The organism is Cohnella caldifontis, from assembly GCF_029360585.1.
Classification (GTDB): domain Bacteria; phylum Bacillota; class Bacilli; order Paenibacillales; family Paenibacillaceae; genus Cohnella; species Cohnella caldifontis.
The window spans coordinates 1-14,029 of record NZ_JAQZSJ010000017.1 but is presented as its reverse complement, the minus strand read 5'-3'; the positions used below and the strand labels follow the sequence as shown (position 1 = coordinate 14,029).

General features: G+C 57.8%; 15 protein-coding genes. 9 read left to right on the top strand and 6 right to left on the bottom strand.

Annotated elements, in window-relative coordinates:
- Positions 1–210: 210 nt before the first annotated feature.
- From PTZ19_RS19610 to PTZ19_RS19600, 3 genes are all read left to right on the top strand, one after another.
- Positions 211–1,314 (top strand): PdaC/SigV domain-containing protein, encoded by a 1,104-nt coding sequence (locus PTZ19_RS19610; protein ID WP_276356895.1) that lies wholly within the window; start codon positions 211–213, stop codon positions 1,312–1,314.
- A 77-nt stretch (positions 1,315–1,391) separates the two neighbouring features.
- The gene (locus tag PTZ19_RS19605; RefSeq protein WP_276356894.1) at positions 1,392–1,607 is read left to right on the top strand and encodes a DUF378 domain-containing protein; all 216 of its coding nucleotides are present in this window, start codon (positions 1,392–1,394) and stop codon (positions 1,605–1,607) included.
- A gap of 218 nt (positions 1,608–1,825) precedes the next feature.
- On the top strand, positions 1,826–3,019 hold the full coding sequence (locus tag PTZ19_RS19600) for an MFS transporter (RefSeq protein ID WP_276356893.1): 1,194 nt from the start codon (positions 1,826–1,828) through the stop codon (positions 3,017–3,019).
- A 73-nt stretch (positions 3,020–3,092) separates the two neighbouring features.
- Here the strand turns inward: PTZ19_RS19600 and PTZ19_RS19595 are convergent, their stop codons facing one another.
- A complete protein-coding gene (locus PTZ19_RS19595) occupies positions 3,093–3,473 on the bottom strand; it encodes a DUF1259 domain-containing protein (protein ID WP_276356891.1) in 381 nt (126 codons plus the stop codon).
- 196 nt (positions 3,474–3,669) lie between these two features.
- On the opposite strand from PTZ19_RS19595, the gene PTZ19_RS19590 reads away from it, so the two are divergent.
- The 5 genes from PTZ19_RS19590 (at position 3,670) to PTZ19_RS19570 (ending at position 7,155) form a co-directional block, all read left to right on the top strand.
- Complete coding sequence (locus PTZ19_RS19590) at positions 3,670–3,771, top strand: sporulation protein YjcZ (protein ID WP_276356890.1); 102 nt, start codon at positions 3,670–3,672, stop codon at positions 3,769–3,771.
- Positions 3,772–3,963: 192 nt separating this feature from the next.
- On the top strand, positions 3,964–4,692 hold the full coding sequence (locus PTZ19_RS19585) for an SDR family oxidoreductase (protein WP_276356888.1): 729 nt from the start codon (positions 3,964–3,966) through the stop codon (positions 4,690–4,692).
- A gap of 122 nt (positions 4,693–4,814) precedes the next feature.
- On the top strand, positions 4,815–5,606 hold the full coding sequence (locus PTZ19_RS19580) for a DUF6492 family protein (RefSeq protein WP_276356887.1): 792 nt from the start codon (positions 4,815–4,817) through the stop codon (positions 5,604–5,606).
- Positions 5,603–6,718 (top strand): glycosyltransferase family 4 protein, encoded by a 1,116-nt coding sequence (locus PTZ19_RS19575; protein ID WP_276356885.1) that lies wholly within the window; start codon positions 5,603–5,605, stop codon positions 6,716–6,718. Before PTZ19_RS19580 ends, PTZ19_RS19575 begins: the two co-directional genes overlap by 4 nt.
- 149 nt (positions 6,719–6,867) lie before the next feature.
- A complete protein-coding gene (locus PTZ19_RS19570) occupies positions 6,868–7,155 on the top strand; it encodes a hypothetical protein (protein WP_276356884.1) in 288 nt (95 codons plus the stop codon).
- Positions 7,156–7,235: 80 nt separating this feature from the next.
- On the opposite strand, the gene PTZ19_RS19565 is transcribed toward PTZ19_RS19570, so the two are convergent.
- From PTZ19_RS19565 to PTZ19_RS19545, 5 genes are all read right to left on the bottom strand, one after another.
- Positions 7,236–8,420, bottom strand: coding sequence for a response regulator (locus tag PTZ19_RS19565; protein ID WP_276356882.1), 1,185 nt, complete (start codon positions 8,418–8,420; stop codon positions 7,236–7,238).
- Positions 8,417–10,237, bottom strand: coding sequence for a cache domain-containing sensor histidine kinase (locus PTZ19_RS19560; protein ID WP_276356880.1), 1,821 nt, complete (start codon positions 10,235–10,237; stop codon positions 8,417–8,419). Before PTZ19_RS19560 ends, PTZ19_RS19565 begins: the two co-directional genes overlap by 4 nt.
- Before the next feature lie 11 nt (positions 10,238–10,248).
- A complete protein-coding gene (locus PTZ19_RS19555) occupies positions 10,249–11,127 on the bottom strand; it encodes a carbohydrate ABC transporter permease (RefSeq protein WP_276356878.1) in 879 nt (292 codons plus the stop codon).
- Between the two features lie 18 nt (positions 11,128–11,145).
- Positions 11,146–12,039 (bottom strand): carbohydrate ABC transporter permease, encoded by an 894-nt coding sequence (locus tag PTZ19_RS19550; protein WP_276356877.1) that lies wholly within the window; start codon positions 12,037–12,039, stop codon positions 11,146–11,148.
- 79 nt (positions 12,040–12,118) lie between these two features.
- Positions 12,119–13,501 carry an extracellular solute-binding protein gene (locus tag PTZ19_RS19545; RefSeq protein WP_276356875.1) on the bottom strand — a complete coding sequence of 461 codons (1,383 nt, stop codon included), beginning with the start codon at positions 13,499–13,501 and terminating at the stop codon, positions 12,119–12,121.
- 242 nt (positions 13,502–13,743) lie between these two features.
- Between PTZ19_RS19545 and PTZ19_RS19540 the strand changes: the two genes are divergently transcribed.
- Positions 13,744–13,965, top strand: a complete 222-nt coding sequence (locus tag PTZ19_RS19540) for a hypothetical protein (protein ID WP_276356873.1) — start codon at positions 13,744–13,746, stop codon at positions 13,963–13,965.
- Positions 13,966–14,029 lie beyond the last annotated feature (64 nt).

The window sequence follows — 14,029 nt, the reverse complement described above, 5'->3', positions numbered from 1 at the left end:
TGCGATAAATACTGGCAATCAACCATTTCGACATTTTTGATCACAATCCTGTATCTGATTCCAATTTTAGCGAATTGCAGGGCAATGCGTCAGACTTTGGGTAATTCGTCCGGGTCGGAACCTCTTTCCAGGCATGCCGGCGCAACTTGCAACCCCCGTGAACCGTCTCATAAGTAACGGTGTTGAAATTCAGGGAAGGATGTCGAGGAGATGAGAAGGAACCGTTCGTTTTTCGCGCGAGAAAAAAGCAAGAAGCCGCCGCTGGCGGCGGTTTTGGCGGCGGCGGCGATCGCGATCGCGACGCAACTGGCGGATACGGGCGCGCATCGGGCGGCGGCGGCCGAGGCCTTCAAGGTTATCGACCAGCCGATCCGGGTAGAGGGCGTATCTTCTACCATCCCGGCGATCAACGTAGAAGGTTCGACTTACGTCGGCCTGCGCGTGTTGAACGAAAAACTGGGGCTTACCACGGAGTGGGACGAGTCCGCGAAGAAGATCACGGTACTCGGCAACGGCCGCACGCTCGTCCTGAAATTGAAGACGGGCGAGACGACGTTGAACGATCAATCCATCCATGGTCTGCCGACGGTTAATCAGGACGGCTGGACCTATTTGCCGCTGCGTTTCTTAATGGAACGAATGGGCTATGGCGTCGATTACGACCCGGCGACCCGGCGGATCGAAATCGGGAAGATCGCGGAGAACGCCGCCACGATCGCTACGGCCAAAATCGCGGAGAGCCGGGACAAGCCCGAGCTGTCTTTGGAAGTGAATTACCCGGTCCTTTCCGGGCTGGCTGATCCCGCCGTGCAAGACAAGATCAACGCTTTTCTCAAATCGGAAGCCGAATCCCACGCCAGCTCCGGCAAATTCGTGCTCGAGAGGGCCGTCGCCGACATGGAAGGGGGCCCGGACGAGGCGATCCGGCCGGTCAGTTTCCAAGGCTCGTACTATGTCACGTATAACGAGAATAACCGGTTGAGCCTATACGTGGACTATTACCAATATACGGGCGGAGCCCACGGCATTACGGTGCGCGTGCCCTACGCTTTCGATCTCGCCACGGGCGAGAAGCTGACGCTGCAAGAGGCGGCGGGCGGCAATCCCGGGTACGTGAAGATCATCAATGCGGAAATCTCCAAGCAAATCAAGGCGCGAAACGTGCCGATGTTGACGCCTTTCGTCACCATCAAGCCGAACCAGCCCTTCTATTTGACCCATGAAGGCTTGTCCATCTTCTTCCAGCAGTACGAATATACGCCGTACGCGGCCGGCATACCGGAATTCCGCATTCCGTATACGGCGTTCGGCTGACGACCGCTCCCTGCATAAAATTCGTTCGGCTGGGAAATTTATGTCACGAACGAATCCAGGGAACAGGAGTTGACGTCATGAGAACTTGGAACGTCATCGCGCTCGCGCTGCTCATCGTCGGCGGGTTGAACTGGCTGCTGGTCGGATTGTTCCGTTACGACTTGGTGGCCGATCTTTTCGGAGGCTCGAATTCGTTGATGTCCCGCATCGTCTACACTGTCGTCGGATTGTGCGCGATCTACTGCATCCGGTTCTTCTCCGAAGTCGGCGACGAAAACCGCGCAAGAGCGTAAGCCGATCACCCCGCCCGTATCGACAGGCGAAAAGACCGCAACCGAGCAGGCTTGCGGTCTTTTCGGCATGCGCGGAAGACGTGTCCGGATCGCGATCCGCACAGGCCGTGCCCATGTCCCGCCCGGAATGGCTTGTGCTATACTATCATTTGTTCGAATGTTACGGAAAAGTCACAAGCGACTCGGCATCGGGGCGGGCGCAGGAAGGAGTCGTTTTCGTGGAAGTATGGAAAAGGAACTTATTCGTGCTGTGGATCGGATCGTTCATCACGTCGGCCAGCTATTCGATGGTCGTTCCGTTCTTGCCGTTGTTCCTTCTGCAGATCGGCGTGCATTCGCATACGGAGTTGTGGTCCGGACTATTGTTCAGCTCGGCGTTCTTCGCGGGCGCGTTATCCTCTCCATATTGGGGCTCTTTGGCGGATCGATACGGGAGAAAGCCGATGATTATCCGGGCCGGCTTTGTCCTGTTTTTTGTTTATATCCTGACGGCCTTCGTAACCAATCCGTACGAGCTGCTCGCGCTTCGCCTGACGCAGGGGCTGCTCTCGGGCTTCATTCCCGGCGCGATCGCCTTGGTCGGCACGAATACGCCGGAAACCAAGGTGGGCTACGCCTTGTCGATGATGTCCACCGCGACGGCCACGGGCAATATCATGGGACCGCTGCTCGGCGGCTTGATCTCCCGATTGGCGAGTCACCGGGCGGCATTCGCGAGCGCGGGCGTCTTGGTGTTCCTGGCTACGATTCTGGTCATTTTGTGGGTGAAGGAGCAGAACTTCGTGCCGGCCAAGACGCGAAGCTCCATCGCGGATTCGCTGCGGGCCGCCTTCCATAACCGGACGCTGATCACCGTGCTGTCGCTGACGATGTTCACGTCCTTCTCCATCATGACGATCGAACCCGTCCTGCCTCTTTATATCGTGGATCTCGGCGGATCGGTCGAGGACGCTTCGCTGCTCGCCGGGCTCGTGTTCTCCTTGTCGGGGATCTCGAGCATCATTTTCGCGCCCCGGTGGGGGAAGCTGGCGGATCGGATCGGGTTTCAGAAGGTGCTGATGGCCGGCTTGCTGTTCGGGGGCTTGGGAACGCTGGCGCAGCTCTTGTTTCACGAGATCTGGGGGTTCTCCATTCTTCGCTTCGTGTACGGCGCCTTCTTCTGCGCGGTGTTCCCGGCGCTTAACGGACTCGTCGTCCGATCGACGGCGGAGGATTTCCGGGGCCGGGCGTTCGGCTTGAACCAGACGGCCAACCAGATCGGCGGCATGCTGGGACCGCTTGCCGGCGGGGCGTTAAGCGGCGTGTTCTCGGTCCACAGCATCTTCTGGGTGACGGGCGTGCTTCTGCTCCTGACGATGGGGCTGGGCTACCGGTTGAAACCCAAGGCGGAGACCGGCGTTCGAGCCGGATAAGCCGTCCGGTCTGGTTGTCCGATAGACGAAAGAACCGTCAGAAGCGGGTTCTGACGGTTCTTTGGGGTGCCGGCTATTTTAAACTTCGAAGAATGGAGGCCAGATTTCTCGCGAACCGGATCGGATTCTGCACCGATTCTACGTGAACGTACATCAGTCTAGGTTTATCGAACAGCCAATGGTTGTGGACGGCGGTCACGCGGAGTCCGAGCCTTACGGCACGGAGGACGAAGAACTGGACCTCCCGCTGCAGAAGAGTGATTTCGCCCGTGTTTAACGTTTTCCCGTTCTTCAGGGATTGGATGACGATCTCATGTTCCGTGTCGTACGGCCTGCCCAAGATTCTCGCATTCAGGTTCCGCTTGACCATGATCGTGCATTGGTTGTCCTCATGCTGTTCTTTCCCGCCCAAGATGCGGGCCAGTTGACGGCAAAGCGCTTCGGAAACCCCCATTGCTCGTCCTCCTTCGTTAGGATACGTATAGTGTATTTCGGGAAGAAGGACGCGGTGCTCCGCGGCGGTCGAGGAAGTTCGGACAACCGCGTAAATTTCGGCCGATTGTGCGGAAGTCCTGTCCGAATCCGTGTCCATGCCGTATGTTAGGGACGTGATGATAAATCACGCACATTCCGACAAGGCGGTGATCGTCATGAGTCACGGAGTTGGTACGGGAATCGGCGGAGTTGCTGCATTCGTGCTGGTGCTTTTCATTCTGCTGGTCATTATCCTCGCGTCCGGAATGATCGTTTAATCGCAAGGCAATCGCCAAGGGGCGGTCTTCGGACCGCCTTTTTGGCATGCCGGCCGTGACTTGTCATCGTGGGAATCCGTACGATCGTATGATTGACGGTGGCAGCCGCTCCCCCCTAAAATGACGAGGAAAATTGCAAAAATTAAGCGAATTCCGAAAAAACGGGAAAACGCGCGATGGGGAGAGGTTGGGATGAACGGCACGTTAAAGGTCGCTTTGGTGACGGGAGCCAACAAGGGAATCGGGTACGAAATCGCGAAACAGTTGGGCGAAAAAGGGATCACGGTGCTCATCGGGGCTAGGGATGCGGCACGCGGCCAAGAGGCGGAGCGTTCGCTGAAGGATCAGGGAATCGAAGCCCGCTTCGTCCGGCTCGACGTCACCGATCAGCCTTCGATCGACGAAGCTTATCATTACATAGCGGACAAGTTCGGCAAGCTCGATATTCTGGTTAACAACGCGGGCATTTTCCTGGAGGAGCCGTTGCCGAGCCGGAACGACGTCGGGACGATGCAGCAAGTATTCGACACCAACCTATTCGGCGTTTTCCGCGTGACGAAGGCGATGCTGCCGCTCATTCGGTTGTCCGAACAAGGCCGCATCGTCAACGCGTCCAGCTCCTTGGGCTCTCTCACGCTGATGGGCGATCCGAATTTCGAACTGGCCCCTTTCCTCGTGCTCGGCTACAACACGTCCAAGACGGCCGTGAACGCATTGACCCGGTTTTTCGCGAACGAATTAATGGATACGCCGATCAAGGTGAACGCGGCCGACCCCGGCTATTGCGCCACGGAAATGAACGGATTCACGGGCTATCGCGCGCCGCAGCAAGGCGCCCGGGCGGCCGTATGGCTGGCCACGCTTCCAGCGGATGGCCCGACAGGCGGTTTCTACAACGAGGAAGGTCCCCTTCCCTGGTAACCGGATTGCGGCAAATTCGCTTTTCCGCGGAGCAGGACCGTCATGCAACCATTCCTTTCGACCTCGTCCGGCATATCCTGATCTCATGACTTCCGACTTCCCGAACATGGAGAGATGCCGATATGCCCGCGATCGATATTCTGATTCCCGCGATCGAGAAGGATTTGGCGACCCTGCCCCGCGTCATCGACTCCGCCAGAGCGCAGATCCGGCATCCCATTCGCCGGATTTTCGTTGTCGCGCCGAAAAGCGATAAAATCCGCCGGCTGTGCAAGAAGAAAAACTGCCGGTTCGTAGACGAGACCACCGTGCTTCCGCTTCGGAAAGCCGATATCCGTCACCGCTCGAAGAAGTGGGAACGGTCCGGATGGATGCTTCAGCAGCTGCTCAAAATGAGCGGCGACGTCTTGTGCGCCACGCCGAATTTCCTCGTCATGGATGCCGATACCGTCCTGATCCGCCCGCATACGTTCATGAAAGGGAAGAAGACGGTCTATTATTGCCGCAAATGGAGCCAGCCCGAGTATTTCCGTACCTATCGCCGGTTAATGGGAAAACCGCGGACCGCCCGCGTCTCCTTCGTGGCCCACTACATGCTGTTCAACCGGGCGAAGCTGGCCCGGCTGAAAAAAACGATCGAGGCGAAACACCATACCCGTTGGTACCGAGCGATCTTGCGCAAGATGGACCGGTCGAAGCCGTTTGCCTTCTCCGAATACGAAACCTACGGAAACTACGTATATGCGAATAACCCCCGGAGTGCCATTTTCCGAAGCACCCTCAACAAAAGCCTTCATACGGACGTCAGGCGGATCTCCGCGGAACGGTTGCGGGCTCTCGCCAAGAAATACCGCTCCCTCTCGTTCCATAAGCGCGGCGGTTACGTTCGCAAACCGGGCGTAAAACGCGCATGAAGCCGGTTTATCATGTCGTGTGGAAAGGGCCTGTCCGTCGGCTCTCGGGGCTTGGCATCGCCAGCCGGGAGTACGTCAAGGCGCTCAGAAGCCAAGGCGTGCAGACGACGGTCGGGGCGGCGCGAAGTCGAACGGGCGGGGAAGGGCGGAGGGTGCTGGTTTACCACCATCTTCCCAATACGCTTCGCCCCAGGAAAGAGAGGAAACGGTTCCATACGATTCTCGTGAACACCGTCTGGGAGACGACCCGGATTCCGAGAAGCTGGGTCAAGCCGATCAACGCGTCCGATGCCGTGTGCGTCCCGACCGTCCACAACCGGAGGGCCCTCCGGCGCAGCGGCGTACGGGTTCCCGTGTTCCTCGTGCCCCATGGCGTGCATGCCCGAGATTTCCGGCCCGTAAGGAAACGGCATCCTTCAAGGAAATCGAAGCGCCGGTTTACGTTTCTCTCCGTCTTCGGATTCCAGCACCGCAAAAATCCCGAGGGCCTTCTTAAAGCTTATTGGGCCGAGTTCTCCGACGAAGATAACGTCGAACTGATCATCAAAACGAACGGTTATTCCCCGCGCGAGAACGGCCGCTGGATCCGCGGCCGGATCCGGGCGTACAAGTCCCGCCTGAACCTCCGCAAACGAACGGCGCCCGTGCGGATCATCGCCGGGCATCTGAGCCGCGCCAAGCTGAGGCGCTTATACGGCCGCGCGCATGCCTTCGTGCTCCCGACGCGGGGCGAAGGCGTAGGCTTGCCGTTCTTGGAGTCGATGGCGAGCGGGGTGCCGGTGATCGCGACCGGCTGGGGCGGCCATATGGATTTCGTGAACCGGAAGAACGGGTTCCTGGTCCGCTATCGCCTTCGGCCCCCCGCGATCGGCATGAACCGCCGTTCGGCGATCTCCAGGCCGTTCCGGCGTTTGTTCGCGCAGAAAGGCCAGCTGTGGGCGGAACCGGACCTTCGGAGCCTGCGGAGCCAGATGAGAAGGGCCTATCGGAATCCGGTGCTCTGCCGGAGGAAAGGCCGTCTGGCTCGGCGGGACGCGCTCCGGTATTCCTGGGACCGGGCGGGCAGGGCTCTGAAGCACGCGATCGAAACGACGATCCGCCGGAAGCGATAAGTTCACGTGAGGAAAAATGGTTGCGCAGAGGTCCACGCCTGCTCAACTATTTTTCCTTTTTTGGTCCCAATTGCAGCGGCTTAAAGCAGGAAATTGTCAAAATTTGTTGAATCATTGAATTTGTTGAAAAAAATGACGGAGGGAAGAACATGTCAATTCTGATTGCAACAGGCGACCTGAAAGGGAGTTATGAAGTGGTGGATACGATTTTTGCGGTGGATTCGCACAAAGAAGGATTTTTGAAATCCGCTGACCCCAACTTGGCATTCGAGGGGGTCAAAGATCAATTGAGAAAAAAATGCGCACAACTTCGCGGTGATGCCGTGATCAATTGTCAGTTCGAATATCGTGTTGCCGTTTCAGACGGTTTGATGAGCAAGAAACAAGTGATGGAGATCTTTGCATATGGAACGGTAGTACGATTCCAGAAAAATTAAATGCACGAAAAACCACAACCTCATGATGTTGGGGGTTGTGGTTTTTCCATGATCCATTACCCGATGTGTTCCTCAAAGGCCTACGATTCCCCGGCTTCCTTGCCGCCTACGCTCTGCCGGTATTCCGACGGCGTAAAGCCGGTTTTCTTCCGGAAGATTTGCGAGAAATGGCGAACGTCCGGATAGCCGACGCGTTCGGAGATGTCGCCGACTTTCAGTTCGGAGTCGCGCAGCAGCTCCATCGCGCGGTCGAGCCGCTGCTGCGTGAGGTAGTCCTTGAACCCGACGCCCGTCTTCTGCTTGAACAGCTGGCTGAAATACACCGGGTTCAAGTACACGACCGAGGCGGCCTTCTCCAGCGTCAGCTCCTCGGCATAATGGGCGGAAATATACTGCAGCGCGACCTCGATCGCTTTCTCTCCGCCGCCGGCGTAGAACTCGTACACCTGCGAGGCGGAGCTTTTGCGCATATGCTGGACGATGGCGGGCACTTCGGCGAAGTCGGTCAGACGTTCGGAGTGCAGGATTTGAAACGGTATTTTCAGGTAACGTTTCAGGTGGCTGCGGAGCTGTTCGACGAGTTTGCCCGGTCCGTCTTCGCCCCGCGGCGTCATGAGGCCGAGCAGGCTTTTGGCGTCGAAGCTGGCGACGAACCCGTGCCCTTCGTTCTCGATCAGCTCGGACAGCACGTTCTCCACGATAAAATGCTCCAGCTTCAGGTCCGAATCGCTTTCCATCCGCACCATGATCAGGTGGAAATACGGGTGACGGCCGGTGAACGCCGCCAGATCGGTGCCGCCCAGATCAAGGCCCGCGGCCCAACGCGCGAAGACCGCCTCCCGCAAAAACCGGAGGTTGCGCTTCAAGAGAAACGCTTCCTTCGTGCGCTCGTTGTCTTGCGCGATTTCCTCGCCCAGGCTGCCGATCATGCCGATCAACGTGTCTTTGCCGATCGGCTTGAGCAAATAGTCTCTCGCCCCCAGCCGGACCGCTTCCTTGGCGTATTCGAACTCGGAATAGGCGGAGATGACGACCCATTTGACGTGGGCGTGGCGGGTCCGCGAGATTTTCATCAATTCCAGCCCCGTCATGCCGGGCATGAGCACGTCGGTCAGCACGAGATCGATGGCCGCGTCCTTCAGCGTCTCCAGCGCCTGCTCCGGATTCTCGGCCAGCCAGACTCCGTGCTCCGGATAATGCTTGCGGATCGTCCTCTCGATTCCTTTGCGAATGTGGCTTTCGTCGTCCACGACGAGAATGTTCATGCCGCATCCCCCTCTCTCGCGGGTGCCGGAAACGATACGGCGACTTTCGTGAACCGGCCCGCTTCGCTGTCGATCCGCACGCCGAATGCTTCGCCGTAACGAAGCCGGATGCGTTGATGAACGTTGAGCAGGCCGACTCCCCGGCGGCCGCCCGAGACGGCGGGGGAGGAGGAGTGCAGGCCCGGCCCGTCATCCATCAGTTGCCGGAGCCGTTCCAGCGTCTCTTCGTCCATGCCGACCCCGTTGTCCTCCACGACGATTTCGAGCTTGCCGTCTTGTTCCCGCGAATAGACGCGGAGCGTACCGGGGCGGTTCAACGGCTCCAGGCCGTATTTGACCGCGTTTTCGACGATCGGCTGCAAAATCATTTTGGGCACTTCGGCGTCCAGCAGCCGTTCCTCGATATCGAAGCTGGTGTTCACCCGTTTGCCGAGCCGCATTTCGATGACCGTCAAATAGTGCTGCAGCTGCTCGATTTCCATGCGGAGCGTCGCGCTTGAAGCTTCCTTCCAGTCGCTGTTGTACCGGAACATCTGCGACAGCGCCAGGATGACCTTGCCGAGCCGGTCGTTCTCCCGTTCGTCCAGCATCCAGTAAATCATGTCGAGCGTATTGAACAGAAAATGAGGATTCACTTGGGACTGGAGCGCTTGCAGCTGCGCGTTCTTCTCGCTGATGGAGGCGAGCTTGATCCGCTCGATCAGCTCGTCCATCTGGTACACCATCCGGTTGAACGAACCGACGAGCACGTTGAGCTCCTGGTAGGACTGCACGCGCACGATCCCTTTGAAGTTGCCGAGCTCGACCTGCTTCATCTGCTGGATGAGCCGCTTGAAGGGGGAGGAGAAGGAACGCGAGACGAACGTCGCCAGCAGCGTAGCCGCGAAGACGAGGACGACGATGACCGTCAGCAGGAATTGCTGCGTCTGCTTGAGCTCGAGCTGCAAGTCCCGTTTCGGCGTCTCCCCGATGACGGTCCAATTCGCCATGGTAATCGGGGCCGCGGTCACGAGTTTGTCCTTCCGGTCGGTCACGATGACCTGCCCTCGCTTCAGCGGACCCGGCCAATCCGCGGGGATGGCGCTCGATTCCCCCGCTTGCGGATCGGGCGGTCCCGCGCGCATGATCTCGCGGCCCGACTGGTCCCGGATGATGACGTCGCTTCCCGGACCCAAGCTCGCGTTGGTCAGCGCCGAGGCGATGGCGTCGGCTTCGGTCTCGATCAGCACGGTGCCGATCGGCCGCATCGTGCTGAGCTCGAACAGCTCCCGACCGAACGCGAACACCTTTTGTTCCGGCTGCGTAATGCTTTCGCTGACGAGGGAATGCGGGTAGACGCCCAGCCAGATCATCTCGCCGGACGACTGCTTGAGTTGGGAGAACCAATCTTTCTCCGCGTAAGGGCGGACGGCTCCTCCGACCGAGCGGTCGAAGCTGAACACTTCGCCCTGGTTCGTGAGGATATAGATGCCCACGATGTCGTAGCGGGAATAGAAAATCGCCCCCAGGATGTCGGTGATCCGCCGCTCCAGGCCCACGGCTACGTCGGAGGAGACCGGTTCCTGCGACTGCCAAAGCAGCCTCATCAGCTCATTGTTGCTGTTGAGCGATTTGGTAACGCTGTCATAACTTTTCAGCATCAGGTCAAAAAGGCCGACCGTCTGCGAGATGTTCTTCTCGGCAATGACGGCGACCTTGTCGCGGATTTGTTCGGTTGCCCTCTGGTAATAGACGAAGCTGACGATGAGGAGCAACCCGAGCAAGCTGAATAAGAAAATCAAGAAGAGTCGGCCATGGATCGTACGAAGACTCGTCATGGGGTGTCATCCTAACCTTTTACGGCACCGGCTACCATGCCTTTGGTAATTTTCTCGGCAAGCAGGAAGTACACGATGACGACCGGCAAGGCGCCAAGCACGAGGAACGCGCCGATCGCGCCGTAGTTGACGGAATACTGGCTGACGAAACTGTACACTCCGAACGGCAATGTTTTCAGGCGCTCGGAAGAGATGAACGTCGCGGCAAGCACGTATTCGTTCCAGATGTTGATGAACGTCAGGATGCAGACGGTGACGACCGGCGGTACGGAGACCGGAAGGATGATGCGGGTGAAGATGCGCCAGACGCCGGCACCGTCCACGATGGCGGATTCTTCGATTTCATTCGGGAACGTCTGGAAAAAACCGGCCAGAATGAACACGGAAATCGGTGTCTGGAACGCGATATACGGCAAAATGATCGACCATCGCGTGTTGAGAATGTCGATGTGCTTGAACATAAGCATAAGGGGAAGCAGCGTGCTTTGCAACGGAATCATCATGCCGACCAAGAAGAGCAGCAGCACGTACTGGCCGTATTTCCACCGGAAACGGGAGATCGCGAACGCCACCATGCCGGACAGGACGATGACGGCGGCGATCGTGACCGCCGTGACGATGACGCTGTTCCCCAAGTACTTCCAATAGGATCCGCCGCCGAGCGCGTTCTCGTAATTGACCCATTGCCAGCTCGCGGGCAGCGAGAAGAAGCTGCCGGACAATATTTCCTCGTTCGTTTTGAAAGAGTAGATGACCAGCCACAAGAGCGGATACAGCTGCGTCACGAACAGAATCGCGAGCAAGGCGTAGATCAGGATCCGGCTGACGGAGAAGCGGCGCCGGTTCGCGGCGGTTGTTTGCTGGGCCGATGCGACCGCGGTCTGACTCATCAGGTGCGCCCCCTTTCTTTACGTGTACCGTTTTTCCAGTTGGTTGAACACCAGGTTGACCACCACGGTCGCCGCGAGGCTGAAGACGACCAGGAAGCAGGCGATCGCGCTTCCGTAACCGTATTTCAGCGACAGGAACGACTGGTAATACATGTGGCTGGCGAGCACTTCCGTCGCATGCGCCGGCCCCCCTGCCGTCATGACCAGAATGCGGTCGAACGACTGCAGCGACCCGATGAAGGAAAGCACGACGGAGATTTTGAAAATCGGCACGATCATCGGAACCGTAATGTATCGATCGGCCTTGAAACCGTCCGCGCCGTCGATTCTGGCGGCTTCGTAGATATCGGCCGGAATGTTCTGGATTCCCGTGAATTGGATCAGGACGTGATAGCCCAGGTACTGCCACAAGCCGACGAGGATAATGGAGTACATGGCGTATTTCGGCTCCGTGAGCCATGAATGCGTCCAGGCATGCAAACCGATTTTATCGAGAATCTGGTTGATCATGCCGCCTTGGGAGGCGGGGTTCAGGATCGTCTTCCACAGCTGCCCGATGACGACGACCGACAGGATGACGGGAAGGAAATAACTGGTGACGAGGAAATTGGCTCTTCGAACGTGGCGGCTGATCAGGATGGCCACGAAAAGGGCGACCGGAAGCTGGATGACCAAAGACAGGATGGCCATTTGCAGCGTGTGGTTGACCGCCGGCCAGAATACTTTGTCGTTGAACAGCATTTTATGGAAGTTCGCGAAACCTGCCCATTCCGACGCGCCGATGCCGTTCCAATCGAACATGCCGTTGTACACGGACACGAGAATCGGCACGAAGACGAGGCAGACGTACAGCAGCAAGCCGGGCCCTACGAAAGCCGCGATCGTCCATGGTTTCACTCTTAACACTTTCAAGGCCTAGGCCTCCTCTCTCCCGCCGACGCCGAAAGGGGACGCCGGGCGTCCCCTTCGCAATCGAACTTGCGGCAACCGGTTATTTTTTGTAGTTCTCGTCGAACGCGTCTTGGTGTTCTTTCGCGACGTCCTTCGCGTCCTTCTTGGAGACGAACAGGTTCTGGATGCTGGTCAGGTGCGCTTGCGCGGTGCCCGGGTTCATCGTGTTGTCGAACGCGAGGTCGCCGCCTTTGACTTGGGTGAACATATTCAGAACGTCGATCGCCATTTGGGAGTAACCGGCGGCTTTGAAGTCGCCTTCCACTTTCTGGCCGATGCCGACCGCGCCTTTCAGTTCGAAAATTTCTTTCGGATAGTTCAGCATGAACCAGTTCAGGAAGTCCAGCGTTTCTTGCTTATGCTTGCTGTTCTTGGAGACCGCGAAAGCGGAGCCCGGAGCCAGCATGAATTCGTCCGGGTTGCCTTTGCCGCCTACCGTCGGGAACTTGAACACGCCTACGTTGTTGTCCTTGCCGACGTCGGACGTTTCGATGCCGCCCGTTGCCCAGGAGCCCATGAAATACATCGCGGATTTGCCCGTCTTGAACAGGTTCTCGCCTGCGTTGTAGTCGAAGGAAGTCGCGCCTTCTTGGAACGCGCCGGCTTGCACCAGGTCTTGGAACGCGTTCACCGCATCCAGGAATGCCGGATCGTCAAATTTCTTCGTGCCGGCCAGCACGTCTTTCAGGAAGCCCGGGCCGTTGTTCGTGCGGAGCAGGATGTTCATGAACAGGAACGATCCGGTCCAGCTGTCCTTCTCGCCGATGGCGAGCGGCGTGATGCCTTTGGATTTCAGCGTTTTCACGTCGGCGACGAGCTCTTCGAACGTGGCCGGAGGGTTGGCGATGCCGGCTTGCTGGAACAGGGACTTGTTATAGTAGACGACGGCGATGTTGTTGCCGTCCGGCAGCGCGTACAGGTTGCCGTTGAACGTATAGGCATCCAGCAGGCCGGGTTGGAACGTATCCTTCAGGCCGTTCTGCTCGACCATGGCGTTCAGCGGCTCGAACAGGTCGGCGTCTACGAACGGCTGCATTTGCGCGGCCGGGTTGACGATCGTGATGTCCGGCACTTCTTTGGAAGCGGCTTGCGTTTTGAGTTTCAGCTTCTGCTGATCGGTGTTCAGGGAGTCCAGCTCGATCTTGATGTTCGGATGATCGGCCTGGTACTGGTCGACCAGCTTGTGCAGCATTTTGTACTTCGGATCGGTCGGGTCCGGGTAAATGTTCTGGAACGTGATCGTAATGTTCTCTTTCGCCGGTTCCGAGGCCGGAGCTGAGGCGGAAGGGCTCGCGCCGGAGCCGGGGTTGCTGGCTGCCGGGCTGGAGCTCGAACCGTCCGAGTCGGACTTGCCGCAAGCCGCCAGACTGACGGCAAGCACGCCTGCGAGGGCACCCGCAAACATTTTTTTGCTTGTCTTCATGGTTGGTACATCCCCCTTGGATGGATGATAACTGCGATGTTCCCATTATGAGGGGGATGGAAAACGCAAACAATGTAATTCCTTAAGGGAACATGTTTGTTTTTTTAGGGGGTGGAAAATTCAAGTTCGAACTTCGGATGAAGCGAAGAACTTTCCGTATTTGAGAAAACATTCGGATGACGTGCCGGCAGAAGGAGTGACAGAGCCCGTCACATCGCAGAAAATAGGCTGGTTATCGGATTTTGGATTCGGATTCGGAGTCGGAGTGGGAGTCGGAGTGGGAGTTGGCGTTGGCGTTGGCGTTGGCGTTGGAGTTGGAGTTGGAGTTGGCGTTGGAGTCGGATTCGGATTCGGATTCGGATTCGGATTCGGAGTTGGCGTTGGCGTTGGCGTTGGCGTTGGAGTTGGAGTTGGAGTTGGCTAATAGGGAAGCGTTGTCCGACTTTCTCGGACATCTCGCTTGAAATCCTTCGAATGTGTCGGCGTTATCCGACTTTCTCGGACATCTCGCTTGAAATCGTCCGAAAG

What these genes read in the sequence shown, in the direction of transcription:
- PTZ19_RS19610 (WP_276356895.1), top strand. Translation starts at nt 211, where the DNA reads ATGAGAAGGAACCGTTCGTTTTTCGCGCGAGAAAAAAGCAAGAAGCCG.
- PTZ19_RS19605 (WP_276356894.1), top strand. Translation starts at nt 1,392, where the DNA reads ATGAGAACTTGGAACGTCATCGCGCTCGCGCTGCTCATCGTCGGCGGG.
- PTZ19_RS19595 (WP_276356891.1), bottom strand. Translation starts at nt 3,473, where the DNA reads ATGGGGGTTTCCGAAGCGCTTTGCCGTCAACTGGCCCGCATCTTGGGC.
- PTZ19_RS19590 (WP_276356890.1), top strand. Translation starts at nt 3,670, where the DNA reads ATGAGTCACGGAGTTGGTACGGGAATCGGCGGAGTTGCTGCATTCGTG.
- PTZ19_RS19585 (WP_276356888.1), top strand. Translation starts at nt 3,964, where the DNA reads ATGAACGGCACGTTAAAGGTCGCTTTGGTGACGGGAGCCAACAAGGGA.
- PTZ19_RS19580 (WP_276356887.1), top strand. Translation starts at nt 4,815, where the DNA reads ATGCCCGCGATCGATATTCTGATTCCCGCGATCGAGAAGGATTTGGCG.
- PTZ19_RS19575 (WP_276356885.1), top strand. Translation starts at nt 5,603, where the DNA reads ATGAAGCCGGTTTATCATGTCGTGTGGAAAGGGCCTGTCCGTCGGCTC.
- PTZ19_RS19570 (WP_276356884.1), top strand. Translation starts at nt 6,868, where the DNA reads ATGTCAATTCTGATTGCAACAGGCGACCTGAAAGGGAGTTATGAAGTG.
- PTZ19_RS19565 (WP_276356882.1), bottom strand. Translation starts at nt 8,420, where the DNA reads ATGAACATTCTCGTCGTGGACGACGAAAGCCACATTCGCAAAGGAATC.
- PTZ19_RS19560 (WP_276356880.1), bottom strand. Translation starts at nt 10,237, where the DNA reads ATGACGAGTCTTCGTACGATCCATGGCCGACTCTTCTTGATTTTCTTA.
- PTZ19_RS19555 (WP_276356878.1), bottom strand. Translation starts at nt 11,127, where the DNA reads ATGAGTCAGACCGCGGTCGCATCGGCCCAGCAAACAACCGCCGCGAAC.
- PTZ19_RS19545 (WP_276356875.1), bottom strand. Translation starts at nt 13,501, where the DNA reads ATGAAGACAAGCAAAAAAATGTTTGCGGGTGCCCTCGCAGGCGTGCTT.